Raw genomic sequence first — 26951 nt, 5'->3', positions numbered from 1 at the left:
GTTTAAAACCCTTACACCCTACTACTTTCTTTATACACAGTTAACCCGCCTTTTAATTTTCTTTTCATTTTAAGAGCCGGTTGGTAATTGATATGAAATTTTTTAATGTTTCGTTTTACACTTAGTGCTTCTGGTGTAGCCGCCGCAACACCGCTAAAGCCCATTTTAAACTTACCTACATCACCAAGATCTACAATTTTACCTTCGCTTAAATGATAATCTAGCTTTTTACCCAATGCCATTAAAACAGCTTTTACATCTACACTGTGTAAAGTACACTCGTTGCTAATACTTTCGCTTAAAGTATCTAAATCTACCGTACCTGTATTTACGGCTTGTAAAATATAATTCGCGGTATTTTTACCAATGCTATTATTTCTTTTAGAAATTCTGTAACGTAACGCCATTTGTAATTTATTTTTTGTATCTTGTTAATTATCTTCTATTTACCTACCAATTTTAAATCTACAAATTATTCTACAATAATTTTAAAAATATACTAGTATATTTTTAAATAAATAGTACAATAGTTATACAAGAATACTAGTACTTCTTTAAACTACCTTAGTAGCAAAGCAACAAAACCTACTGAGCTATGCACAAATACCTACTGAGGGATGCACAAATACACCCTAGTGCAAATAGTATAACCTTACCACGCATAAATAGTTTACTTAGAAACAAATATGTATTTACTATTGGCTTTTACGTATAAATACACGAAATTCGCTAGCGTTGATTATAAATCATTGAAAAAGAGATTATGATTGACTTGAATTGCAACAAATTGAAAAAGAACGAAAATAACCTTTAAATGAAAATTGAGAATATTAGTATACAGAATTTTAAAACATTCGGACTTGAAAAAATAGAACTTACTTTAAATGACTTAACTGCTCTAATAGGAGAAAATAGTGTGGGAAAATCAAATGTTCTAGAAGCCTTAGATCTTTTTTTTAATTTCACAAAAACAAAAGTATCTACGAAAAGTTATCATCATAACAACTATTCTAAACCAATAATTATAAGGGTAAAATTCAAAAACTTAAATTTAGATGAATTAACAACATTTAAGACACACTTAGACAAACAAAATGACTTGACAATAACTCAGTATATAGAGGCGATTTCAAAAGAAGACGGAGTCGAACTGAAAGATGCTTCAATTGAAGATATTGACTTTATAGAATCGAAACACGGAACAAAACAAATTCCAACTAAAGAATATCTATGGACTATTGCAGACAAAAATCCAACAAAAGCTAATTTAAAAAAGTGGTGGATAAGTGATTTAAAAATTGGAGATTTTGATTTCAAAACACTTTTTGATAGTGAAGAAGAACCAACACAAGGAGAGTTTCGGGATAAATTAATTCAATTAAATGAAGAGCATTATGATGCAATACCTAAAGAACAAATAACTGGAGATGAGAAAGTTTTGGGATGGAAAAGTAAGCTAAAAGCTAATCTTCCAAAATTCTTTTACATACCAGCAATTAAAAATTTATCCGAAGATTTAAAAGTTACAAAAACAAGTGCCTTAGGTGAATTAATTAACTGGCTTTCAAGTTCTGTTTCGACAGAAATTAAACAAGAATTCAAAACAAAGACTGATGCTTTAGTAAAAGAATTAATCGAAAAAATCGACACAACCGAAAAAGGAGAATCAAAAATTCAAATAATAAATAAAGCTCTAAATGATAATATAGGTTTTGATATTGGTTGTTCACTAGAATTAAAATTCGGTTCACCTGAAATTCAAGACGTTGTATTTCCTCAGCCTAAAGTTTTTGCTAATGATGGATATGACTCAGAACTTACAGAGAAAGGGCATGGAATTCAAAGACTAGCATTATTTTCATTGTTAAGGACTTACAATACTTTCGATTTTGGTAAAAACACCAGTGAAAGTAATATAATAATCGGTTTAGAAGAACCTGAAATTTACTTGCATCCACCACTAAAAAGAGCAACTTACAATCTTTTAAAAGAAATCTCTGAGGGTAGTGACCAAGTAATTTATACAACACACGACAGTTTATTTATATCCGTTGACAATTTTGACCAAATAAGGCTTTTTAGAAAATCTTCTGAAGAAAATCCTAAAACAGTTTCACACGAACTAGGTGTTCAACAAATTATAAATCATTATAAAAATTTATACGGAAAAGAAGTTGATGAATTAAGCATTAGGCATAGATTTCATCATCTTATTGATGAGACTAAAAACGAAGGTTTTTTTGCAAAAAAAATAGTTCTGATTGAAGGGGAAACTGAAAAATATTCTTTACCAAATTATTTCCGTTCAAAAGGGTTTGACATTGATACAAATAGAATTTCACTAATAAACGCAGGTTCAGTTGATACTATTCCATATTTACTCTTATTATTTAACGAGTTCAGAATTCCTTGCTACGTAATTTTTGATGGTGATAAACCAAGTAAGCCAGTTGAAGATTTAAAAGGTGACGTTCGAAAAGACGCTATTAGTAAATCTAACAGGAATAAAGCTATACTCCAAATGCTTGGTCACCAAACAACAAAAGATTCATTCTTTTTCCCTCAAACAAATATTAATTCAAATTATTCAATTTGGGAAAAAGATTTTGAAGAGGAGTTTCATAAGAACATTGAAAATTATGAAGAGATAAAAGCAGAAGCAAAAAAATTATACAATAACAACAGTAAACCATTAACTGCTAGATATTTTTCAGAAAAAATATGTAAAACACCAGATAAGATCGACAAAAAAATTGACTTGTTAATTGAAAAAATAATAGAACTTGAATGGACTGAATCAATTATTGAAAGAATATAAACAATATATTTACCGTTTTATAGACTACAACAATGCAAACCACAAAACTAACATCAGAAAGTATTTTACCCCTTACCTGCTCTAGAGCCGGCACATGTTGTTATGGTAAAGCCGTAATGTTAAATCCGTGGGAGTTGTTTCAATTTAGCATCGAGAAAAAAGTATCTCCAAAAACGTTTCGAAATTTGTATACAGATTTTGGTGGCGTTCGTTTAACCTTTAACGGAAAAAAAGATAGCAAAGGGCAAAGTGCTTGCAGCCAATACATAGATACCAAAGGTTGCAGTGTGCATAATGGCAGACCGTTGGCTTGTCGTTTGTATCCTTTAGGGCGTCAAATACAGTTTAACAAAGCACATTATATGTTCGAGGGCACAGAATTTCCGTGTTTAACAGACTGTGCCGAGGTTTTAAATTTACCCAAATTAACGGTGGGTAATTATTTAAAAGGACAAGGAGCCACACCTTTTGAAAATGCCCAAGATGCGTATTTAGAAATGATGCAAAATATTGCAGATGTTGCTTTTCAGTTGTTGTTAGAAACAGGTTTGTCTGCATCCGGAGACACCAAAACACTGCAAATGTGGCAAGCAATGGGTACTGCATCGCCAGAAGACTTAACCCAACGCATTGGTACAGATTGGTTAGATGCTTTAATGTTACCGGCTATAGATAAGACCATAGACAATCCAATTGACTTTGCCACAGCACACAACGAGCTATTAATGGCTAAGATTCAAGATAACTTTGATGGCTTAGATACATTGGCTAAAATTAGCGATGCCGCCATTCTATTAATTGGCGTAGCCTTGCAATTGGCAAGAGGTTTGGGTGCAAATACCCAAGAAATTGCAAGCCATTGGGTGGCAACTGCAAAAAGTCATGGTGCTTTAGACTAATTGTTGTTAACTTTGTTTTTAGAAAAAGACACACTTCTTAAAATTGTAACCGATGAAAATATTGCATACTGCCGATTGGCATTTGGGACATAGACTGCACGAACAATCTCAATTTGAAGAACAAACACTATTTTTAGAATGGTTAGAAAACTACATCATTTTAAACAAAATAGATGTTTTATTGGTTTCTGGTGATATTTTTGATTCGGGTTCGCCATCTAACCAAAGTTTAGAAATGTATTACCGCTTTTTAATGAACTTAAAAGCAACTACATGTAAATCGGTTATTATTACGGGTGGTAATCATGATTCGCCAGGTACTTTAAATGCACCAAAACCTATTTTAGATACCTTGTCTATCAAAGTAATTGGCAAAGCTACAGAAGACATTAAAGACGAAATTTTTACCATTGATGTAAACAACCAACAAGTAATTGTTGCTGCCGTACCTTATTTGAGAGACGGTGATATTAGACGCGCCGTTGCCGGTGAAACTTTTGACGAGTTGATAGACAAATACAAAACGGCATTAATACATCATTACGATGCAGCTGCCGCAGCTGCAAAAGCTATCAACACTAAGAATGCACCTGTAATTGCCATGGGACATTTGTTTGCTACCGGCGGCTCTGTTTCTGATAGTGAGCAAAATATTTATGTAGGTACTTTAGGCCATATTGGTGCAGAAGATTTTAATAGCTATTTTGATTATGTGGCTTTAGGGCATTTGCACAGACCGCAAATAATTGGAGGCAACGAAAAGGTTCGATATTCGGGATCGCCAACAGTGTTAAGTTTTAGCGAAGTGAGTTATGAGAAAAAAGTTATTGTATTAACTGTAGAGGATAATACAATCTGTAATATTGAAGAAGCCATTGTACCAAGATTTCGCGAATTTTATAAAATTACAGGTACGGTAGCAACTTGCATCGAAACTTTTACAGAGCTTACTACCAACGATTACAATTTAACGCCTTGGGTAGAAATCGTTTTAAAAGAAGACCATACGGTAAATACAGAAGATTTAAAACGAGCAGCAGAACAGCACGCTTTTGAAATCTTAAAAATTGGCTTGCAAAGAGAACGCACTGTAAAAGGGATTGAAGAGTTATTAGAAAATACAAAATCTATAAAAGAATTGGTGCCTACAGAAGTTTTTAAGCTAAAATGCAAAGAAATGGCCTATGATTTAGAGCAAAAACCAGCCATTTGGGATGCGTTTAATGAGATTTTACAATCTGTAAAAAAACAGTAAAAGCATCTAGATATGAAAATTTTAAAAATTGAATTACAGAATATCAATTCCTTAAAATCTGATACACCTATTTGTATCGATTTTGAAAGTGAACAATTTAGAGATGTTGGTTTGTATGCCATTACAGGCGCTACAGGTGCAGGTAAAACCACTATTTTAGATGCAATTACCATTGCCTTGTACCATAACGTACCTAGATTTAACGGTACAAAAGGGACACTTTTAGATGTGGTAAGCCATGGAGCAACAAACGCGTATAGTAGAATTGTGTTTACAAACAAAACGGCTTCTTTTGAGGCTTTTTGGGGTATCAAAATTGCTGACAAAAATGGAAAACGTTACAAAAATGCCAAAGAAGAAGTAAGCTTAAAAAACTTAACGACAGGTGCTATTTTAGCAACTCAAAAAAGACAATTATTAGCAGAAGTGCTAAGAGTTTCTCAATTAGACTACAACCAATTTTTACGATCTGTAATGCTTGCCCAAGGTGAGTTTGCTGCATTTTTAACTGCCAAAGGACCAGAAAAAGGAAAGCTTTTAGAGCAAATTACCGGCGAACAGATTTATAAAAAAATTGGACAAGGAATCTTAGAACGAAAGGCCAAAGAAGAAAATACCTTAAAAGAAATTCAGGCAAAAATTAATGCGGATGATATTTTAAGTGAAGAACAAAAAAAGGAATTATTAGAAGACAGTAAAGGGATTGATTCCGCGATTCTAACAGCTGCAAATGTTATTAAAACATCGCAAACCGTTGTAGACTGGTATACAGAATTTTCGAAATTGACAAAAGCAAAGGAAGAGAATGAAAAAAATGCCGATGCTATTGAAAAATACGTTAAAGAACAAAAACCGAAATTAGACGCCTATGCTTTGCACGAAAAAGCATTGCCTTTTAAAGAAAAGATAAAAGAATTAAAAGAGCTAGATACTGCTATTCTAGAAAAAGAAAAAGCAAAAGGCAATTTAGATAAAGAATTAAAGGATTTACATCCTAAAATACTGCAACTAGAAAAACAGGTAACCGCAGATACCTTGGCCTTAAAAAAAGAAGAACAAAACTTTAATGCTTGGTTGCCAAAGTTTGAAGAAATTACCAAATTAGATGCTACGCTTAAAACCGAAAAGCAAGCTAAACTGAAAATTCTAGAAGATGAAAAGGTTTTAGACGCGCAAATAAAACAAGCTACTGAAGAAAGAAATCGATTAAAAGAGCAATTAAATACTATTGAGGCTAAAATTAAGAACGCAACGAATTACATCGAAAAGAATTCTTTTTTAACCTCGGTAGCTAAAGAACTCACCAACTGGCGAGAAGATTTTTCGGAGTTAAAAACTCACCATACGGCAATCACCGAAAGTGACGAGGCTATCATTAGAGTTAACAAAGAAACTGACGTATCCGAAGAATCATTAAAAAACAAAAAACTACTTTTTGACAAAGAAATCAATGCCAAAAAAGAGCTAGAAAATAAAATAAGTCTTTTAAACAAAGACTCAGAAAAAAACACACTACAAGACATTTTACAGCTGCAAACCATTGATGCAAAAGCAGCAGAGAACTGGAAAGAATTAAAAAGCCTTTCAGAACAATACATCCTTTTACAAAAACAGGTAGCCCATACGGTTTTAGACGTAAACAAATTAACTACAGAAGAAAAGGAAGTACAAAGCAACCTTAGTGCCTTAGAAAAGGACCTAAAAACACAAGAAGCGTTGGTAACAGATGCTACTAAAATTTTAGAATTAGAGCGCAGTGTTGCCAAATACAAAGCAGATAGAGCTAATTTAAAACCAGGAGAACCTTGCGGTTTGTGTGGCGCTACAGAACATCCGTTTGCAGAAAACTCACCCGCAATTCAAATTAGCGAAGCAACCGCCACGTTAACGAAACGAAAGGAAGATTTGGCAAAACTGAACGCAAAGCAAAATCAACTTTTACTACAAAAAACTAGCATAACTACCCGAATAGAAAATACAACGCTTCAATTAAAAAATAAAAAAGAAGAAATAACTGCATTAACTGCAAAAGCAGACAAAATACCTGTTGCTACTGCATTGGCTGATTCAGAAAAAATTGATGATGAAATTCAATTGCTGGCGCAGAAATTAAAAGTGCATCAAGAAAATATACAAAAAGCCCAAGAAACTCAAAACGAAAAAGACAGACTTAGCAAAGCAATGCAACTGCAACAGCAAACCTATAGTGCATTGCACACACAAATTGTTGCTTTAGAAGAACAAATGAAACATGCTAAAAAATCGATTTCAGCGCATAACGAAAAAGTTATTACCCATACAAAACTTAGCAAAGAAATAGAAGAACGCTTAAAAATTTCTTTAGCCAAATATGCTATAGAAATGCCTGCTATTGCTGCTATAAATCAATTTCTAAAAGATACAGAAAACAGCATCTTAACTTTTGATGCCAAAGAAAAAGAAATAGCCTCGTTTATATCTGAACAAAAGGTATTATCCGCTAAAATAGAAGCTATAGATAGTACTTTAAAGGTAAAACATCAAGATATGGATACCTTGCGAAAAACCTTTAAAGAAAAAGATGCCATTGCGAATAAAATTCTAGTACAAAGAGTAGCCATATTACCAATAGAAACCTCTGTAGATTCTAAAAGAAAAACATTACAATCACTTATTGAAAAACAATCGAAAGAAGAACGAATTGGTAAAGAAGCACTGCAGAATTTACAAAATTTAAAAACCAAACAAGAAACGTCTTTAGCCAACACAACAATTGATTTAGAAAAGCTAAAAGATGCCAAAATTAAACTAGAAAGCAACTTTAATAAAGAAGTTGAACTTAGTGAATTTTTAACCCGTACAGCTATAGAAATGGCTCTTTTATCTGACGAGCAAAGTGTAAATTATAAAAAGTTAAAAGAAAGAATACAAGAAAATTTAGTGAAGATTAAAACCTTAAAAGAAAATAATTTAAAGGAATTTAACGCTTTAAAGGCAACGAAAAACTGTACAACTACCGAGCAAGAAAGCAAAGAGTTATTAGCCACTGAAAAAGCCAAAAAAGATGCTCTTTTAACTAAAAAAGGTAAAATTGAAGAAACTTTTAGAAAAGATTTAGAAATTAAAAACAGAAATAAAGAGGTTTATAAAAAAATAGATGCTCAATCCGAAATTTGCAACGTTTGGCGCGAGTTGTTTAAAATTATTGGTAACTCAAAAGATGCCTTTAATGTGTATGTACAACGTTTAACATTAAAACAATTGTTAGATTTAGCAAATGTGCATTTGTATAATTTGAACAAACGTTATTCTTTAAAACTAGAAGACACTTACAAGCCCAAAGAAGAACTGAACTTTAATTTAATAGACCATTATCAAACAGATAGAGCAAGATTGGTAGACACTTGTAGTGGAGGTGAAAAGTTTATTATTAGTTTGGCATTGGCATTGGGGTTGTCTGATTTGGCAAGCAAAAATGTAAAAATAGATTCTCTTTTTATAGATGAAGGTTTTGGTACTTTAGATGGCAATACTTTAGAGACGGTAATTGCTACATTAGAAACTTTACAATCTCAAGGGAAAACAATTGGTATTATTTCTCATGTAGAAAACTTAAAAGAGCGCATACCTACACAAATTCAAATTACCAAAAAAAGTAGCGGAGTAAGTACAGTAAAAATTGTGTAACGCAGTATGTGCCTTTATTAAAAACAAACAACGGCTTTAAAAAGATTAAAGCCGTTGATTGATTGATAAAAAACTTCATTACGACCCTACTTATAATTTAGTAAAAACCCCCATTTCGACTAATCCATAGAAAAAAATTTCGTACGTGCAGGGTCAGTAATGCGTTTATTTATAAATTTTAGCTAATTATTTTCTTTAAAATGCTAAAACCTTTTTTTTCATGTTCGTCTACAGTTCCATCTGCAAAAAACACTTGTTTTATATTCTTTAATAATTCTTCTTTTTCAAATTGAGTAAATTCATTATCTGAAACAAAAGATTGTATTTTATCTAAATTTTCTTCATCAGAATCTACAACAACCTCTGTATGCATTCTATGAAAAGTTACTTCATCTACTTTGGTTCGGATATAATCTTGCTCTGCAATATCTTCTACATGGTTACAATGAGCTGCATATAATAATACGTAGGCTTCAAAGTCTTTTTTAGTCCAATCTAAATTCATACTTCTTTTACAATTGGTAAATTACCATTACTGGCCCATTCCGTCCAAGAACCATCGTAAACAGCTGTATTTTTAATTTCTAAAACTGCTGCTGCTAAGGCTAAAATTGAAGCCGTTATCCCTGATCCACAGGTAAATATGATTTCATTTTCGTTTTCAAATTTAGTAAAAATTTTAAATAAATCATCAAAAGATTTCATTTTTCTGTTTTCTAACACAAATTTGAATGGAATATTTATAGAATTAGGAATATGTCCACTAGATAATTCTGGTCTAGGTTCTGGCGCTGTTCCTAAAAATCTTTCTTCTGAACGAGCGTCTATAATAACACTGGTGTCGTTAGACATTGCTTTATAAACAGCTGCTGTATTTTTGAGTTTATTTGGCTTAAAATCGACTGTAAAGTTCCCTTTATCACTTTTAATAGAATAGTTAGCAACAGTTGGATAGTTGTTAGCATTCCATTCTGGCAAACCACCATCTAAAACCGCTATGTTTTGAAAACCCATTAGCTGAAACATCCACCAAACTCTTGGCGCACTATAAATGCCTAAATCATCATAACAAATTATTACAGAATTGTTATTTATACCTAATTCTTGAGCTTTCTTTTCAAATACTTCTGCCGTTAAAACTGTATTTGGTAACGTTGCATTTTGATCTGAAAAAGTCTTTTTTAAATCAAAAAACAGGGCACCTTTAATACATTTCTTTGCAATGCCTGTTGTAGCAACATCCGTCACTTTAGGGATTGTACAGTCTAAAACGACAAGATTTGTATCGTTTATATGCTTGTACAACCAATCTACAGTTACTAACGGTTTGGTTATTTTTAAAGACATTTTGTAGACGTATTATTTTACTTCGTCGTAATGATCGTCCCAGTTTTTTGGTGTTGGATTGTCGTGTAATTTACCAACAGATTTGGCTACTAAAGAGGCAACAGTTGCATCTCCGGTGACATTTATTACGGTTCTACACATATCTAAAGGCCTATCTACCGCAAAAATTAATGCCAAACCAATGGCTAATTTATCTGCTGGAAAATTAACCGATTCTAATACAATTACCAACATTACCATACCTGCACCAGGAACTGCAGCAGAACCAATAGAAGCTAATAAAGCTGTAATTATAATCGTTAATTGATCTACAAACGTTAAATCGAATCCAAGCGCTTGTGCAATAAAAACTGCTGCAACTGCTTGATATAAAGAGGTTCCATCCATATTAATGGTAGCACCAACCGGTAAAACAAAACTAGATACTTCTTTATCTACACCAATATGCTCTTCTACACGCTCCATAGTTACAGGTAAAGTAGCTGCACTAGAACTTGTAGAAAACGCCAATAATTGCGCCGGACTTAATTGTTTTAAGAACCAAAAAGGATTCTTTTTTGTAAACACTTTTACCAAAATCATGTAAAAAACAACCAATAAAAATAAACCACCAACAACGGTTGCGGCATACTTTAAAAGTGCAATTAATAAATCTGGATCATTAGAAGACACCACTACATTAGACAATAAAGCAAATACTGCAATTGGCGCAAATAACATAATTAAATCGACCATCTTTAAAACAACTTCATTCAAAGAATCGAAAAAATCTTTTAAAGGCTTCGATCTTTTTTCACCTATTAAAAGCATCGAAATTCCTAAAAATATTGTGAAGAAAATTACTTGTAACATCGATTTGTTGTTACTCATAGCTTTCATTGCATTATCTGGCACCATGTCAACTAAAAACTGTAAAGGCCCGCTACTTTTTTGTTTTGAAGCTTCTGCAATTTTTGCTTGCACACCACCACTATTGGCATATGTTTCTGTTAATTTTGTAATAGTTTCTTCTGATATACCATCACCTGGCTTTACAACATTAACCAATAATAAACCAATGGTAATCGCTATAACTGTTGTAAAAATATAGATTCCGATTGTTTTTAAACCAATATTTTTAAACTTAGAAATATCTTTTAAATCTGAAATACCCTTCACCAAAGAAGCTATAATTAAAGGAACCGCAATTAACTTTAATAATTTTACAAAAATGCTTCCAAAAGGATTAATCCAATTAGCAACAAAAGTAGAACCACCGTCTACTGTTGTCATTAACAATCCAAAAAGGATACCTACAACCATTCCTATTAAAATCTTCCAGTGTAATGCTAGTTTCTTCATCTATTTGTTTAAAATTATTTCAGTGGTGAAAGATAAAAAAATAATTAAAAATTTAAGTGACTTTATTTGTATATTGTGTCATATTTTTAGAAAACATTCATATTAATTATTAAAAACATAAAAATGTCAGGTATATTAGACTTATTAAACAGTGATTTAGGAAAACAAATTGTTTCTGGTGTAGCAGGTTCTACAGGTAACGATACAAGTAAAACAGGTAGTGCATTAACAATGGCTTTACCCGTTTTAATGAAAGCAATGGAAAGAAACGCTTCTTCTCCTGAAGGTGCAGCTGGTTTAATGGGAGCTTTAACAGGTAAACATGATGGTAGTATTTTAAACAACTTAGGTGGTTTATTTGAAGGTGGTGTTGATGAATCTGTGAAACAAGATGGTGCTGGTATTTTAGGACATATTTTAGGTAGCAAACAACAAGGTGTAGAACAAGTAATTAGTCAGAAATCTGGTTTAGATGCTGGTTCTGTAGGAAATATCTTAAAAGTTGCTGCACCAATTTTAATGGGTGTTTTAGGTAAACAAAAGCAAGAACAAAACATTAGCAATTCTGGAGATTTAACAGGTCTTTTAGGTGGTTTGCTAGGTGGTAGTTCTGCGAACAACGATCAAAGCTTTTTAGAGAAAATTTTAGATGCTGATGGTGACGGAAGTGTAATTGATGATGTTGCAGGAATGGTTTTAGGAGGAAATAAGAGTAAAGGTGGCCTTGGAGGAATGTTAGGTGGTCTTTTTGGAAAATAAGTTTTCTACATTTTTAGATATAAAAAAGCTCAAACATATTGTTTGAGCTTTTTTTATAAAGTTTAAGTGTTACTTTTTATAACAAGATTTGTATATTTCTTCGTACACAGGTAAAATACTATCTAAAGAAAATTGTTTGGTATGTGCTTTTGCATTTAGTTTAAACTGCTCTAAAGTTGCATCGTCTTTAACAATTGAAATGGCATTTTTAGCCATGTCTTCAACATCTCCTAAATTACTTAAGTATCCTGTTTGGCCATGAATGTTTACTTCTGGCAATCCGCCTGTATTGGTAGAAATAACAGCTGTACCTGCTGCCATTGCTTCTAATGCTGCCAAACCAAAACTTTCTGTTTGTGATGGTAATAAAAACACATCTGTATAACATAAAATTTTAGCAACTTCTGTGCTGTTTCCTAAAAAGAAGACATCATCAGTAATTTTTAAATCTTTTACTAATTTTTCTGCTTTTGCTCTTTCTGGCCCTTCACCAATCATCAATAATTTAGAAGGAATCTCCTTTCTTACTGCGGCAAAAACCTTTATTACATCTTCTACCCTTTTTACAGGTCTAAAATTACTAACATGCGTAAAGATTCTTTCGTTTGGTTGTGCCAAAGCAATTCTTTTACATTCTTCTTTATGTGCATTGTCGTACTTTTCTACATCAATAAAGTTGTAAATTACTTTTATGTCTTTTGTAATATTGAATAACTTATTGGTAGTATCTTTTAAATTGTTAGAAACAGAAGTAACTACATCAGAATTATTAATACTGAATTCTACGGCTGTTTTATAGGTTGGATGACTACCAACCAAAGTGATATCTGTACCATGTAAGGTAGTAACTACACGCACATCTAAACCTTTTTCTTTTAGCATTTGTTTTGCCATATATGCAGCGTAAGCATGCGGAATTGCATAATGTACATGTAAAACTTCTAAATCGTGTTTTCTTACGACTTCTACCATTTTACTTGACAACGCCAACTCATAGGGTTGATATTCGAAAAGAGGATATTCTTCGATAACAACTTGGTGAAAATGTAGATTGTGAGATAAAAAATCTAAACGAACTGGTTGATTATATGTTATAAAATGAACTTCATGTCCTTTATTAGCCAATGCCATACCTAATTCTGTAGCTACTACTCCACTTCCTCCGAAGGTTGGATAACAAACAATACCTATTTTCATGTAATTTCTAAAAAGGTTAAAAAATTAAATTCTTAGTTGTAAAGATACTTTTAATCTTACACTATTATTCTAAATAAAAATATAAAAGAGTTTTTCAAATGCATGAAAAACTCTTTTTGTGATTTATAGTAATAGTAAATGACTAGTAATCTCCTAAAGTTGCTGGATTTTGAGCTAATGCAGTTTCCAATTGCTCGTCACTTGGTGCTTTACCATGCCAAGCATGAGTATGCATCATAAAGTCTACACCGTTCCCCATTTCTGTATGTAACAATATACAAACTGGTTTTCCTTTACCGGTTAAAGCTTTTGCTTCTGCTAATCCTGCTAAAATTGCTTCGATATCATTACCTTCTTTAACATCTAACACATCCCAACCAAAAGCTTCAAATTTAGCTCTAATACTTCCCATGTTTAAAACATCGTCTGTAGCACCATCAATCTGCTTTCCGTTTAAATCTATAGTTGCTATTAAATTGTCTACTTTTTTTGCTGATGCATACATAATTGCCTCCCAGTTCTGACCTTCTTGCAATTCACCATCACCGTGTAAAGTATATACAATTTTAGAATCGTTGTTTAGTTTTTTTGCTTCTGCAGCACCAATACCTACAGATAAACCTTGCCCTAAAGAACCAGATGCAATACGCACACCAGGTAAACCTTCGTGTGTTGTTGGATGCCCTTGTAATCTAGAATCTAGTAATCTAAAAGTATTTAACTCTTCTACAGGAAAGAAACCACTATGAGCCAAAACACTGTAAAATACAGGTGAAATATGACCGTTAGATAAAAAGAATAAATCTTCATTTTCACCGTCCATTTTAAAATCTGTAGAATAATCCATTACTTCTTGATATAAACAAGTAATAAACTCTGCACATCCTAAAGAACCTCCTGGGTGACCAGAATTTACTTTGTGCACCATTCTCAATATATCTCTACGAACCTGTTGTGTAAAATCTTGTAATTGTTGTGTTGTTGGCATTCTGTTGTTTTTGTTTTAGCAAAAGTAATTTTTTTTAATACAATAGACAACTTAAAAGCGAAAGTAAAAGAAGGGTTCGAATATTTCTTTTTCACGTAAATTTTCCCTTTTAATTATCTAAGTTCGATAATAAACCCTTCTTCAATTACTCTTCGGTGTAAATGTATTTTTTTTTGAAAGGAAATTCTAATGAAGCTAGTCGGAATTCATGAATTACGACATACTAGGTACAAATGGGAACTTTAATTATCTGATAGCTAACTGAATAAAATTTCTTTAAAATTATGTGATAAATTAAGTATTTTTGCTAAAAAAAATTAAAATTGCACATTTCTAAGTTCGTATCACTTCTATTATTTGTTGTTAGCTTTAACACAATTTGCCAGCATTCTAAAAAAACTGAAAATTATACGTTTGATGAATTATCTGAAAAATACTATAAGTATAAATTTACAGACTCTATAAAGGCTAAAAAGTTTGTTGATCTTTATTTGAAAAAAGCAGTTAAGGAAAAAGATACAGTTAAGGCTATTTATGGTAAATATTATTTAAGAGAAGTTTACAATAAAGATTCAATTTTTATTAATTATATAGACTCTCTAATAAATTTAACTAAATTAAATCCTAACAAAATATTTCCTGCTTTTGCATATTATGAAAAAGGTAATTTATTTTTTGATAAAGAAATCTTCAATCTAGCATTAAACAATTACATACTATCCGTAAAATACTCTAAATCAAATAAAAACGATAGCCTCTACTATATAACAAAACAGAGAATTGGAGTTTTAAAAGGAGTTTCTAAAAAATATAATGAAACTAAAGACCTTTATTTAGAATGTTTGAATTATTACGACATTAACAGAAAAAAAATTGATCCTAATAATTATTTCTCTTTATTTTATAATTTATCTAATATATATTCTAAACTAAATAAAATTGATTCGAGTAAAATTTACATTGACAAAGCACTTAAATTTTCATATAAAATTAAAGATAGTATACTTATAGGTTATTGTTTATATAAACTATCCGAAATAGAATATTCATTTGAAAATTATGAAGAAGCAATCAAAATATCTAAAAAAGCAACACCTCACATTATTGAAGATGAAAATTATAGAATATTATTAAATAATTACAATTTAATTGCAAAAGCATATTCCAAATTAAATAATAAAAATGAAGCTTTAAAGTATTTTTTTTTAATTGATTCGGTTTTTGATAAAACTAAAATAATTCATAAATCATTAAAAGATAGTTATAAATATATAGCTAATCGTTACAAAGAAAAAAAAGACCTAAAAAGCCAACTTAATTACATAACTAAATACCTAAAAGTCGATAGTATTTTAAATTTGAGAAGCAAAAAACTTTCAAAAACATTTACAGAAGAATACGACAGGCCCAAATTAATTGCTGAAAAACAAAAAATTATTTCAAAATTAAACAACGAGGTTTCTTTTTATAAGAAGTCACGAATTTATATTGCGATAATTTTAATTCTATCATTTATATTGTTTCTGTATCAATTTAGAAAACGAAAAAAACAAGAACAAAAATTTGATAACCTTACGCTCAAATTAAAAAATAAAAAAGTAGTTGAAAATTCAGTAAACTCTAATACAAATACTCAGAAAACCTTACCTAAAAATATTATTACAGAATTGCTTGCTAAGTTAGATTCTTTTGAACAGCAGCCAGAAAACTTTACAAATAATAAGCTTACCCTAAGCATACTTGCTAAAGAATTAGAAACAAATTCTAATTATCTTTCTAAAGTTATCAATCAGAAAAAAGGTTGTAATTTTTCAACGTACTTACGAAAATTGAGAATTGATTATGCCCTAGATTTATTAGAAAAAGATGCTACTATTCGTAGGTTTAGTGTCCATGCAATTGCGAAAGAAGTCGGTTTTAAAAATGCAGAAACATTTTCGAAAGCTTTCTTTAAAGAAACTGAATTGAATCCTTCTTTTTATATCAAACAACTAAAAAAAAAGAAGTAGTGTTTTTAAAATAGACTTAAAACTTAAGCACTGGTTTACGAAAATAAATAAAAATGTATTTTCGCATTGAAAAAAGAAAAAGCACTCCTTTGAAAATAGTTTTACACATAACATCATTCCTTTTGTTTCTTGGCAATTTTAATACAATTGCCCAGAATTCTAAAAAATTTGAAAATTATACGTTTGATGAACTAAGTGATAAATATTACGAATATAAATTTACAGACTCTATAAAGGCTAAAAAGTTTGCCAATTTTTATTTTAATAAAGCGGTTAAGGAAAAAGATACAGTTAAGGCTATTGACGGGAAGTATTATTTAAGCGAAGTTTATAAAAACGATTCTATATATATAAATTATTTAGATTCTTTAATTAGTAAAACTAAAGTGAATCCAAATAAAATGTATCCTACTTATGCTTATTTAGAAAAAGGCTTATTTTATTTTCATAAAGAGAATAAAAACTTATCATTAGAAAACTGGATCTCTGCTCTTAAAGAGGTTGAGATTCACGGTAACGATAGCCTAGAATTCATCATAAAAAAAAATATTGCTGCTTTAAATTATGATAATAAAAAGTTTATTAGAACAAAAAAACTTTATTTAGAGTGTTTAAGGTATTATGAAAAAAATAAACTAAAAATTGAACCTAGTAATTATTTTTCACTTCTAATTAACACATCAAAAGTTTATTTGAATTTAGAAAATATTGATTCAGCTAAAATTTTTAATGAAAAAGCAAATAAATACGCGAAAAAAACAAATGAGAATATATTTATTGGATATTGCTTTTATGGAAGGGGTACTATTAATTTTAGAGAACAAAACTATGAAGGAACAATAGAAAACTTAAAAAAATCGATACCCTATATCGTAGAAGATGAAAATTATAGAATTTTGTTTAAGGTGTACAATTTAATTGCAAAATCTCATACCAAATTAAATAATAAAAATGAAGCTTTAAAATATTATTTTTTAATAGATTCTATATATAATAAAACGAAAATACCTTCTAATAAAGTTAAAAATAGTTATAATTATCTTTCTAATCATTACAAAAATAAACAAGACTTAAAAAATCAACTCAAATACATTAATAAATACCTGAAGGTCGATAGTATATTAAATATAAGAAGTAAAAACCTCTCTAAAACATTTACAGAAGAATACGACAGGCCCAAATTAATTGCTGAAAAACAAAAAATCATATCAGAATTAAACAACGAGGTTTCTTTTTACAAGAAATCACGAATTTATATAGCGATAGTTTTAATTCTATCATTTATATTATTTCTATATCAATTTAGAAAACGAAAAAAACAAGAACAAAAATTTGATAACCTTACAATCAAATTAAAAAATAAAAAAGTAGTTGAAAATTCAGTAAACTCTAATACAAATACTCAGAAAACCTTACCTGAAAATATTATTACAGAATTGCTTGCTAAGTTAGATTCTTTTCAACAACAGCCAGAAAACTTTACAAATAATAAGCTTACTCTGAGTATACTTGCTAAAGAATTAGAAACAAATTCTAATTATCTTTCTAAAGTTATCAATCAGAAAAAAGGTTGTAATTTTTCTACTTATTTACGAAAATTGAGAATTGATTATGCCCTAGATTTATTAGAAAAAGATACTACCATTCGTAAATTTAGTATCGATGCAATTGCGAAGGAGGTCGGTTTTAAAAATGCAGAAACATTTTCGAAAGCTTTCTTTAAAGAAACTGAACTAAATCCTTCTTTTTATATCAAACAACTAAAAAAGAAGAAGTAGTGTTTTTAAAATAAACTTAAAACTAAAGCACTTGTTTACGAAAATAAATAAAAATGTATTTTCGCATTGAAAAAAGAAAAAGCAATCCTTTGAAAATAGTTTTACACATAACTTCATTCCTTTTGTTTCTTGGCAGTTTTAATACAATTGCCCAGAATTCTAAAAATATTGAAAACTACACGTTTGATGAATTAAGTGATAAATATTATGAATATAAATTTACAGATTCCTTAAAAGCTAAAAAGTTTGCCCATTTTTATTTTAATAAAGCGCTCAAGGAAAAAGATACTGTAAACGCTATTGACGGGAAGTATTATTTAAGTGAAGTTTATAAAAATGATTCTATTTATATAAATTATTTAGACTCTTTAATTAGTAAAACTAAATTGAATCCAAATAAAATGTATCCCACTTATGCATTTTTAAAAAAAGGAAATTTATTCTTTAATAATGAATTGTTCAATGTCTCTTTAAAAAATTATATTTTAGCATCATCTAATTTAAAAAAAAATAAAAATGATAGTTTAAATTATCTTCTTAAAATTAGAATAAGTACACTTAAAAACTTTGATCAAAAAAATTTAGAGTCTCTTAAAATTTTATTAGAGTGTAATCAATACTACATAAAGAATAAAAGTAAAGTTTCTGATAATAAACATAGTGCTGTATTAATGAATATATCCATATTATACGCTAAGTTAAAAAAAATTGATTCTAGTAATATTTTTATAAATAAAGCAATAGAGTTTGCTTATGAAAAAAATGACAATTTCTTAAAAGGTTATTGCTATTACCTAAAAGGAAGATGTTTTTTTGAAAATGGTGCTTACAAAAAAACTATTTTAAATATTAAAAAGTCAATTCCCTACTTAATAATTGATGAAAACTATAGGAATTTATCTCTTTGTTATAGTTACATTGCGAAATCTTATGAAAAACTGAACAATGAGAAAAATGCTTTAAAATATCATTTTTTAGTAGACTCATTATATATTACAACTAAAATACCTTCTAAAAAGGTTAAAAATAGTTTTAACTATATTTCTCATCATTATAAGGATAAAGGAGATTTAAAAAACCAGCTTAAATATATTGAAAAACAAATTTTTGTTGATAGTATTCAAGCGTCTGTTGGAAAAAACCTCTCTAAAACATTTACAGAAGAATACGACAGACCAAAATTAATTGCTGAGAAACAAAAAATTATTTCAGAATTAAACAACGAAGTTTCTTTTTACAAGAAATCACGAATTTATATTGCGATAGTTTTAATTCTATCATTTATATTATTCTTGTATCAATTTAGAAAACGAAAAAAACAAGAACAAAAATTTGATAACCTTACGCTCAAATTAAAGAATAAAAAAGAAGTTGACTATTCAGTAAACTCTAGTACGAGTGTTCAGAAAACCTTACCCGAAACTATTATTACAGAATTGCTTGCTAAGTTAGATTCTTTTGAAAAACAGCCAGAAAACTTTACAAATAATAAGCTTACCCTGAGTATACTTGCTAAAGAATTAGAAACAAATTCTAATTATCTTTCTAAAGTTATCAATCAGAAAAAAGGTTGTAATTTTTCTACGTACTTACGAAAATTGAGAATTGATTATGCCTTAGATTTATTAGAAAAAGATGCTACCATTCGTAAATTTAGTATTGATGCAATTGCGAAGGAGGTCGGTTTTAAAAATGCAGAAACATTTTCGAAAGCCTTCTTTAAAGAAACTGAATTGAATCCTTCTTTTTATATCAAACAACTAGAAAAAAAAAGATAATTATGTTTTTTGCTTTTTCTTCTTGGCTGCCGGAAATAAAACATTGTTTAAAATTAATCGGTAACCAGGTGAAGTTGGGTGTAAATCTAATTCGGTTTTAGGGTCTCCTACTCTATGGGTATAATCTTCAGGATCATGTCCGCCGTAGAAAGTAAACATCCCTTTACCTTTTGTTCCGTGAATATATCTTGCTTCTCTATTCACTTTATTTTCTCCTAAAACTAATACATTACTTTTAATTGTATTTCTATCAAAAGAAGTAGTTTGTCCCATAAATCCTTTTACTAAAACTGTATGGTTTTGTGTTAACATCGTTGGCACAGGATCCCATTTTGCAGAAAACTCTACCAAAGAAAAATAATCTGAAGTTTTAGGTATTTTACGTTTTCTTGTCATATCAATAGAAGAAAACTCGTAAGTTGTTGGATTTTTAATTAAATCGAAATTTTTAAATGCAAAGGTTTTGTTATAATTTATTTTCGATTGATAATTTGGTGTAGACGCATCTCCATCAAACATTGCTTCTGCAATATCAATTCCGTCTGCAGACAAAGCAATATCAAAGCTATCGGTAGCAGAACACATTGCAAACATAAATCCGCCACCAACTACATAATCTCTAATTTTCTTTGCTACAGCTAATTTTTCTTCAGAAACCTTATTAAAACCTAATTCGGTTGCTAGTTTTTCTGCTCTTTGCTTTCCTTCTATATACCATGGCGTCGTTCTAAAAGAACCATAAAATCGGCCATATTGCCCTGTAAAATCTTCGTGATGCAAATGCAACCATTCGTACAACAACAACTTATCGTCTAAAACTTCTTTGTCATAAATTACATCAAAAGGAATTTCTGCATAGGTTAAAACCATGGTTACAGCATCGTCCCAAGGCATTTTGTCTTTAGGAGAATATACCGCTATTTTGGGCGCTTTTTCTAAGGTAACAGCATCTTGATTTGAAGAAGGTGCAGCAATTTTCTGTAAAATTAATTGTGATTTAGCATCTGAAATTACTTGATAAGAAACACCTCTAATTTTACATTCATTTTCTACAATCTTATTATTTTCAATTAAAAATGCGCCGCCATCATAATTTAAAAGCCATTTAGATTTTAAACCTGCTTCTAAAGAATAATAAACAATTCCGTATGCTTTTAAGTGATTTTTTTGATTATCATCACTCATAGGAACATATATAAATGATGCCCAAATTGAGTTGGAAACGAATAGAAATATAAATATTGTTAGAAGTTTCTTCATATTAAAAACTAAAATACACAATTACTTTAGAAGCAATTGTGTATTTCTATAAATTTATAAATACTTTAATACTTAAAAAGGAACATCATCATCACCAAAAGCATCTTTTGGATCTACGCCTCCTTCTCCGGCAAATGGATCTTCTGGGAAATCTGCATTCATAGAAGATTGAAATTCTGAACTAAATCCTTCTTCTAAATCTGAGAATTTTGCTAAATGACCTGTAAATTTTAAACGAATATTATCTAAACCACCATTTCTGTGTTTTGCTACAATAAATTCTCCTTGTCCTTCACACGGTGAATGGTCATCGTCATCCCATTCTGTCATTCCGTAGTATTCTGGACGGAAAATAAAACTTACAATATCGGCATCTTGTTCAATTGCACCAGATTCACGTAAATCTGATAATAAAGGTCTTTTACTTCCTCCACGAGTTTCTACCGCACGAGATAATTGAGAAAGTGCAATAACCGGTACAGAAAGTTCTTTTGCCAAAGCTTTTAAGTTTCTCGAAATCATAGAGATTTCTTGTTCTCTATTTCCGCCTGCTTTTCCTCCTGCAGTCATCAATTGTAAATAATCAATTACTAAGATTCTAACGTTGTGTTGCGACACCAAACGTCTTGCTTTTGCTCTTAAATCGAAAATAGATAACGATGGTGTATCATCAATAAATATTGGGGCATCAGACAAACGTTTTACTTTTACATTTAACTGTTCCCACTCGTGTGGCTCTAGATTTCCTTTTCTTAATTTTTCTGAAGTCAATCCTGTTTCCGAAGAAATCATACGTGTAATTAACTGCACAGAAGACATCTCTAAAGAAAAAATAGCAACACCATGATTAAAATCTATTGCCATATTTTTAGCCATCGAAATTACAAATGCTGTTTTTCCCATACCGGGTCTTGCAGCAATAATAACTAAATCTGATGGTTGCCAACCAGAAGTTAACGCGTCTAATTTTGTAAAACCTGTAGCCAAACCAGACATTCCTTCTTGGTTACCAATTTCTTGAATCTTTTTTAATGCTTGCTTAACAAGCGATCCTGCATCTTCTGAACTCTTTTTTAAATTTCCTTGTGTTACTTCAAATAACTTACCTTCGGCATCATCTAAAAGGTCAAAAACATCTGTACCTTCATCATAAGCATTTTCTATAATTTCACTTGATATAGAAATTAATTTTCTTTGGATGTATTTTTGAAGAATAATACGAGCATGGAACTCGATATGCGCAGAAGAAGCTACTTTTTGTGTTAAACGAATTAAATACAAATCTCCGCCAACAAAATCTAGTTTAGAATTCTTTCTAAGCAAGTTAGATACTGTTAATAAGTCGATTGGTTCTGAGTTTTGAAACAATTCGTAAATAGCAGCGTATACTTCTTGATGCTTTTGATCGTAAAATGCTTCTGCACTTAAAATATCAATTACATCGTCAATTCCTTTTTTATCAATCATCATTGCACCAAGAACAGCTTCTTCTAATTCTACTGCCTGTGGCGGGATTTTCCCTTTTTCTAGACTAATAATTTTACTCTTGTCTATCTTTTTTCCTGCGATTGCACTCGTTTTTTCCATGATTGCAAATGTACTTTTTTACTTTGTTAGATGTTTGTAATATATAACATTTATTTGTTGACAAATATTGTAAACTAAATTGTTATTATCTTGTTAATAACCAGTCAACTTCTATTTTGAATTCTTATTTTTACACATATGAATTTTAATAAAAAACATTTATTTTTAGCCTTTTCTTTGCCAATAATGATTCTTTTAGTGCAGCTTTCGGCAAAGAATAATGCGTTTATAGAGCATTATTATTCTAACGGAATTTACCCTTACATTTCTAAATTTTTAAGAATAATTTTAGGTTGGATTCCTTTTTCTGTTGGCGATCTTTTAATTGCTTTTTTACTTTTTATTTTCCTTCGTTTTTTATTTCGATTAATTAAAACTCGATTTAAAAATTTTATTCCGAAAATGATTCATTTTACTGCAATTATAGCAATAATTTACTTTTGTTTTTATCTTTTCTGGGGATTAAATTATTACAGAGAACCTTTGGCTAAAAACTTAAATTATCATCAAAATAAATATACAACTGCACAATTAATTTCTACCACAACATTAATTATTAATAAGTTAAATAAATATCAATTTGAGCTAACAAATAACGATTCTTTAAAAGTTAAAAATCCGTATAGTCAAAAAGAAATGTATAAAATGGCTATTAATGGGTACAAGAACTTAGAAACCGATTTTCCGCAATTAAAATATCAATATAAATCTGTAAAAAGTTCTTTAATGAGTTTGATACAAACCTACAACGGCACATCTGGTTATTTGAATCCGTTAACAGGTGAAGCGCAAGTAAATAATAGAATTCCGAAAACAGGATACCCAACAACTATTTGTCATGAAATGGCGCATCAAATTGGTTTCGCAGCCGAAAATGAAGCGAATTTTATTGGTTTTTTAGCGGCAAATTATAATGACGATTTGTACTTTAAATATGCCAGCTACAGAATGGCTTTTAGTTATTGCATATCAGAAATTAGAAAAAGAGATTTTAAACAATACAAGGAACTTTGGAAAACGGTTAACCCTGGAATTTCGAAAGATTTTAATGCGAGCTATCACTTTTGGCAAGAATACAAAAACCCGTTTGAACCTATTATAAAAAAAGGCTATAACTCTTATTTAAAAGCAAATAATCAAACAAACGGAATTGAATCTTACAATTATGTTGTCGATTTATTAATCACCTATTTTGATGATATTGAGTAAATTTCATTTTCTTAAATTTATGTTAAATTAACCACATTTAACAGTTAACAAAATGCAACTAATTAAATTTAGGGCAATTAATTCAAATAACTATTTCAAACTCATGAGAAAATTACTCTTATTATTCTCGTGTATGTTGGCTTTTTCTATGCAAGCGCAAGATTATTTTCCAACAGACGCAGGAGTAAAAATTACAGACAACACATTAGTTGCATTTACCAATGCTACTATTTATGTGACACCAGAAAAGGTGATTAAAAAAGGAACTTTATTAATAGAGAATGGTAAAGTTACCAATGTTGGTAGATCTATTAATGTACCAAAAGGTGCAAAAATTGTAGATTTATCTGGCAAAACAATTTATCCTTCTTTTATTGATTTATATTCAGATTTTGGTATTAAAAAGCCAAATAGAGCATCTGGTAATTCTAGAGGAACGCAATATGCTGCTTCTAGAGAAGGTTATTATTGGAACGATCATATTAGACCAGATGTGAATCCTATTAAAGATTTTTCTTTCGATTCTAAAAAAGCCAAAGATTTAATTAACGCTGGTTTTGGTGTAGTAAATACACATATGAATGATGGAATTATTCGTGGAAACGGTTTATTAATTGCTTTAAATCCTAATTCTTCTGATGCTTACAGAATTTTAGACACTAAATCTGCTCAATATTTATCTTTTAATAAAAGTGTAACTTCTAGACAAGCATATCCTGGCTCTAGAATGGGTGCAATGGCTTTGTTAAGACAAACTTATAATGATGCTAATTGGTACGCTAATGGTAACATGAAAAATAAAGATTTGGCTTTAGAAGCTTTAAACAGCAATAAAAATTTAGTGCAAATTTTCGAAACTAGCAATTTACTAGATGCTTTAAGAGCAGACAAAGTTGGTGATGAGTTTGGTATTCAATATACAATTGTAGGTTCTGGAGACGAATTTGAAAGAATAGCAGATATTAAAAATACAAATGCCAATTTTATAATTCCTATTAATTTTAGCAATGCATATGACGTTTCTAATCCTTTATTAGCGCAACAAATTTCTTTAAGAGATATGCGTAAATGGAATCAAGAACCTTCTAATTTAAAAGTATTATCAGAAAACGGAGTAAATTTTGCTTTAACAACGCGTTCTTTAAAATCTGTAAAATCTTTTCATAAGAACTTACAAAAAGCAATTAAATACGGTTTTGATTCTAAAAAAGCATTAGCTTCTTTAACTACAATTCCTGCAACTATCATTGGTAATAACAATATTGGTAATTTAAATCAAGGTAGTTATGCAAACTTTATTATTACTTCTGGTGATATTTTTGATGCTAAAACAACCATTTATGAAAACTGGATTCAAGGAGATAAAAATGTAATAAACGATATCTCTATTAAAGATATAACAGGGAACTATATGCTTTCTGTTAACAATAAAAGTTACGATTTAACCATTTCTGGTAAAGGAGCAAAACAAACCGCAGCTATTAAATTAGGTGACAAAAAGATTAAATCTAAATTTTCATTTAAAGATAATTGGATTTCTATTACTTTAAATGAAGATAGCGGCTATACAAGAATGATGGGTAAAATTATAAACCCAGCTAACGTAATGCAAGGTACTGCTTTTGATACTTTAGGTAACGAAACAGCTTGGTCTGCTAGTAAAAAAGTAAAAAAAGATAGTAAAAAGAAAAGTAAAAAATCGAAAGAGCAACCTGTTGTTGTGCTTCCGGTAAGTTATCCAAACCTTGGTTTCGGAAATTATTCTTTACCAGAAACAAAAACGATTTTAATTAAAAATGTTACTGTTTGGACAAGTGAAGATGCTGGTATTTTAGAAAATACAGATGTATTATTAGAAAATGGTAAAATTGCAAAAATTGGTAAAAATTTAAAAGCAAGAAGAGCTACAGAAATTGATGGTACTGGTAAACATTTAACTGCAGGTATTGTAGATGAACATTCTCATATTGCTGCATCTGCTGTAAATGAATGGGCACAAAATTCTTCTGCAGAAGTTACTATGGAAGATGTTATAGATCCTAACGATATTAATATTTACAGAAACCTTTCTGGAGGTACAACATCTTCTCAAATATTACATGGTTCTGCAAACCCAATTGGTGGTCGTTCGGCAATTATTAAATTGAAATGGGGAGAAAATGCAGAAAATATGATTTATGACAACTCGCCTAAATTTATAAAATTTGCTTTAGGTGAAAATGTAAAACAATCTAGAAGTCCTAACGGAACTCGTTTTCCTCAAACAAGAATGGGTGTAGAACAAATGTTTACAGATTATTTTACAAGAGCAAGAGAATATGAAGCTTTAAAGAAAACTGGTAAACCATACAGAAAAGATGACGAAATGGAAACATTAGTCGAAATCTTAAACGGAGAACGTTTTATTTCTTGTCATTCTTATGTTCAATCAGAAATTAATATGTTAATGAAGGTTGCAGAAAAATTCAACTTTAAAGTAAACACATTTACACATATTTTAGAAGGATATAAAGTAGCTGATAAAATGGCAGCTCATGGTGTAGGTGGTTCTACTTTTTCTGATTGGTGGGCTTACAAGTACGAAGTTAATGATGCTATACCATACAATGCGGCAATTATGCATAATGCTGGTGTAACTGTAGCAATTAATTCTGATGATAGAGAAATGTCTAGACGTTTAAACCAAGAAGCTGCAAAAACAATGAAGTATGGTGGAATGTCTGAATTAGAAGCTTGGAAAACCGTAACTATTAATCCTGCTAAATTATTACATATAGATGATAGAGTTGGAAGTATTAAAGAAGGTAAAGATGCTGATGTTGTTTTATGGAGCCATCACCCAATGTCTATTTATGCAAAAGCAGAAAAAACAATTGTAGATGGTAGAATTTTCTTTGATAGAAAAGAAGACATCAAAAAAAGAGCTGCTATAAAAGAAGAAAAAAGCAGATTAATTAATATGATGCTTAACGAAAAAATGAATGGTGGTAAGACAAAAGTACCAATGAAAAGAGCAGATAGAGATTTTCATTGTGATACTTTAGAAGAAATTTAAAACTA

General features: G+C 30.2%; 18 protein-coding genes. 10 read left to right on the top strand and 8 right to left on the bottom strand.

Translation table 11 applies throughout. The annotated features are described in order from the left end of the window. Positions 1–11 precede the first annotated feature (11 nt). Complete coding sequence (locus tag B5464_RS12720; protein ID WP_079738674.1) at positions 12–407, bottom strand: DNA-binding protein; 396 nt, start codon at positions 405–407, stop codon at positions 12–14. Positions 408–814: 407 nt separating this feature from the next. On the opposite strand from B5464_RS12720, the gene B5464_RS12715 reads away from it, so the two are divergent. The 4 genes from B5464_RS12715 to B5464_RS12700 are packed head-to-tail and all read left to right on the top strand — an operon-like array spanning position 815 to position 8638. Then, complete coding sequence (locus B5464_RS12715; RefSeq protein ID WP_079738673.1) at positions 815–2818, top strand: ATP-dependent endonuclease; 2004 nt, start codon at positions 815–817, stop codon at positions 2816–2818. Between the two features lie 32 nt (positions 2819–2850). Further along, positions 2851–3717 carry a YkgJ family cysteine cluster protein gene (locus B5464_RS12710; RefSeq protein WP_079738672.1) on the top strand — a complete coding sequence of 289 codons (867 nt, stop codon included), beginning with the start codon at positions 2851–2853 and terminating at the stop codon, positions 3715–3717. Between the two features lie 52 nt (positions 3718–3769). Then, entirely contained in the window at positions 3770–4972 is a 1203-nt protein-coding gene (locus tag B5464_RS12705; RefSeq protein ID WP_079738671.1) for an exonuclease SbcCD subunit D C-terminal domain-containing protein, read from the top strand. A gap of 12 nt (positions 4973–4984) precedes the next feature. After that, positions 4985–8638 (top strand): AAA family ATPase, encoded by a 3654-nt coding sequence (locus B5464_RS12700; RefSeq protein WP_079738670.1) that lies wholly within the window; start codon positions 4985–4987, stop codon positions 8636–8638. A gap of 178 nt (positions 8639–8816) precedes the next feature. On the opposite strand, the gene B5464_RS12695 is transcribed toward B5464_RS12700, so the two are convergent. Genes B5464_RS12695 through B5464_RS12685 form a run of 3 tightly spaced genes read right to left on the bottom strand, consistent with a single transcriptional unit; the run spans position 8817 to position 11326 of the window. After that, a complete protein-coding gene (locus B5464_RS12695) occupies positions 8817–9143 on the bottom strand; it encodes a hypothetical protein (RefSeq protein ID WP_079738669.1) in 327 nt (108 codons plus the stop codon). Further along, positions 9140–9985, bottom strand: coding sequence for a sulfurtransferase (locus tag B5464_RS12690; RefSeq protein ID WP_079738668.1), 846 nt, complete (start codon positions 9983–9985; stop codon positions 9140–9142). Before B5464_RS12690 ends, B5464_RS12695 begins: the two co-directional genes overlap by 4 nt. Before the next feature lie 12 nt (positions 9986–9997). Then, positions 9998–11326: a dicarboxylate/amino acid:cation symporter gene (locus B5464_RS12685; RefSeq protein ID WP_079738667.1), complete on the bottom strand. Its 1329-nt coding sequence runs from the start codon at positions 11324–11326 to the stop codon at positions 9998–10000. Positions 11327–11449: 123 nt separating this feature from the next. Between B5464_RS12685 and B5464_RS12680 the strand changes: the two genes are divergently transcribed. Then, positions 11450–12085 carry a DUF937 domain-containing protein gene (locus B5464_RS12680; RefSeq protein WP_079738666.1) on the top strand — a complete coding sequence of 212 codons (636 nt, stop codon included), beginning with the start codon at positions 11450–11452 and terminating at the stop codon, positions 12083–12085. Positions 12086–12154: 69 nt separating this feature from the next. Here B5464_RS12680 and bshA read toward each other — a convergent pair whose 3' ends face one another. Next, positions 12155–13282 carry an N-acetyl-alpha-D-glucosaminyl L-malate synthase BshA gene (bshA, locus tag B5464_RS12675; RefSeq protein ID WP_079738665.1) on the bottom strand — a complete coding sequence of 376 codons (1128 nt, stop codon included), beginning with the start codon at positions 13280–13282 and terminating at the stop codon, positions 12155–12157. A gap of 142 nt (positions 13283–13424) precedes the next feature. After that, a complete protein-coding gene (locus tag B5464_RS12670; protein ID WP_079738664.1) occupies positions 13425–14270 on the bottom strand; it encodes a transketolase in 846 nt (281 codons plus the stop codon). A gap of 323 nt (positions 14271–14593) precedes the next feature. Between B5464_RS12670 and B5464_RS12665 the strand changes: the two genes are divergently transcribed. From B5464_RS12665 to B5464_RS12655, 3 genes are all read left to right on the top strand, one after another. Beyond that, the gene (locus B5464_RS12665; RefSeq protein WP_079738663.1) at positions 14594–16279 is read left to right on the top strand and encodes a helix-turn-helix domain-containing protein; all 1686 of its coding nucleotides are present in this window, start codon (positions 14594–14596) and stop codon (positions 16277–16279) included. An 89-nt stretch (positions 16280–16368) separates the two neighbouring features. Then, the gene (locus B5464_RS12660; protein WP_172830886.1) at positions 16369–18057 is read left to right on the top strand and encodes an AraC family transcriptional regulator; all 1689 of its coding nucleotides are present in this window, start codon (positions 16369–16371) and stop codon (positions 18055–18057) included. Positions 18058–18110: 53 nt separating this feature from the next. Then, complete coding sequence (locus B5464_RS12655) at positions 18111–19835, top strand: AraC family transcriptional regulator (RefSeq protein ID WP_079738661.1); 1725 nt, start codon at positions 18111–18113, stop codon at positions 19833–19835. Here B5464_RS12655 and B5464_RS12650 read toward each other — a convergent pair whose 3' ends face one another. Further along, positions 19836–21020: an asparagine synthetase B gene (locus B5464_RS12650; protein ID WP_079738660.1), complete on the bottom strand. Its 1185-nt coding sequence runs from the start codon at positions 21018–21020 to the stop codon at positions 19836–19838. It abuts the gene before it with no gap. A gap of 147 nt (positions 21021–21167) precedes the next feature. Then, positions 21168–22682 (bottom strand): replicative DNA helicase, encoded by a 1515-nt coding sequence (gene dnaB / locus B5464_RS12645; RefSeq protein ID WP_077809084.1) that lies wholly within the window; start codon positions 22680–22682, stop codon positions 21168–21170. 138 nt (positions 22683–22820) lie between these two features. Between dnaB and B5464_RS12640 the strand changes: the two genes are divergently transcribed. Both B5464_RS12640 and B5464_RS12635 read left to right on the top strand, forming a co-directional pair. After that, complete coding sequence (locus tag B5464_RS12640; RefSeq protein WP_079738659.1) at positions 22821–23891, top strand: DUF3810 domain-containing protein; 1071 nt, start codon at positions 22821–22823, stop codon at positions 23889–23891. A 103-nt stretch (positions 23892–23994) separates the two neighbouring features. Beyond that, positions 23995–26946 carry an amidohydrolase family protein gene (locus tag B5464_RS12635; RefSeq protein ID WP_172830885.1) on the top strand — a complete coding sequence of 984 codons (2952 nt, stop codon included), beginning with the start codon at positions 23995–23997 and terminating at the stop codon, positions 26944–26946. The last annotated feature ends 5 nt before the right edge of the window (positions 26947–26951 follow it).

The sequence above is a fragment of the Polaribacter sp. KT 15 genome (assembly GCF_900143115.1).
GTDB lineage: Bacteria > Bacteroidota > Bacteroidia > Flavobacteriales > Flavobacteriaceae > Polaribacter > Polaribacter marinaquae.
The sequence above is the reverse complement of the archived record's forward strand: the minus strand, read 5'-3'. Positions and strand labels throughout refer to the sequence as shown.

Coding starts and splice junctions, on each gene's coding strand:
- dnaB (WP_077809084.1), bottom strand. CDS start 22,682: ATGGAAAAAACGAGTGCAATCGCAGGAAAAAAGATAGACAAGAGTAAA.
- B5464_RS12685 (WP_079738667.1), bottom strand. CDS start 11,326: ATGAAGAAACTAGCATTACACTGGAAGATTTTAATAGGAATGGTTGTA.
- B5464_RS12680 (WP_079738666.1), top strand. CDS start 11,450: ATGTCAGGTATATTAGACTTATTAAACAGTGATTTAGGAAAACAAATT.
- B5464_RS12650 (WP_079738660.1), bottom strand. CDS start 21,020: ATGAGTGATGATAATCAAAAAAATCACTTAAAAGCATACGGAATTGTT.
- B5464_RS12640 (WP_079738659.1), top strand. CDS start 22,821: ATGAATTTTAATAAAAAACATTTATTTTTAGCCTTTTCTTTGCCAATA.
- B5464_RS12720 (WP_079738674.1), bottom strand. CDS start 407: ATGGCGTTACGTTACAGAATTTCTAAAAGAAATAATAGCATTGGTAAA.
- B5464_RS12700 (WP_079738670.1), top strand. CDS start 4,985: ATGAAAATTTTAAAAATTGAATTACAGAATATCAATTCCTTAAAATCT.
- B5464_RS12670 (WP_079738664.1), bottom strand. CDS start 14,270: ATGCCAACAACACAACAATTACAAGATTTTACACAACAGGTTCGTAGA.
- B5464_RS12655 (WP_079738661.1), top strand. CDS start 18,111: ATGTATTTTCGCATTGAAAAAAGAAAAAGCAATCCTTTGAAAATAGTT.
- B5464_RS12705 (WP_079738671.1), top strand. CDS start 3,770: ATGAAAATATTGCATACTGCCGATTGGCATTTGGGACATAGACTGCAC.
- B5464_RS12695 (WP_079738669.1), bottom strand. CDS start 9,143: ATGAATTTAGATTGGACTAAAAAAGACTTTGAAGCCTACGTATTATTA.
- bshA (WP_079738665.1), bottom strand. CDS start 13,282: ATGAAAATAGGTATTGTTTGTTATCCAACCTTCGGAGGAAGTGGAGTA.
- B5464_RS12690 (WP_079738668.1), bottom strand. CDS start 9,985: ATGTCTTTAAAAATAACCAAACCGTTAGTAACTGTAGATTGGTTGTAC.
- B5464_RS12635 (WP_172830885.1), top strand. CDS start 23,995: ATGAGAAAATTACTCTTATTATTCTCGTGTATGTTGGCTTTTTCTATG.
- B5464_RS12710 (WP_079738672.1), top strand. CDS start 2,851: ATGCAAACCACAAAACTAACATCAGAAAGTATTTTACCCCTTACCTGC.
- B5464_RS12715 (WP_079738673.1), top strand. CDS start 815: ATGAAAATTGAGAATATTAGTATACAGAATTTTAAAACATTCGGACTT.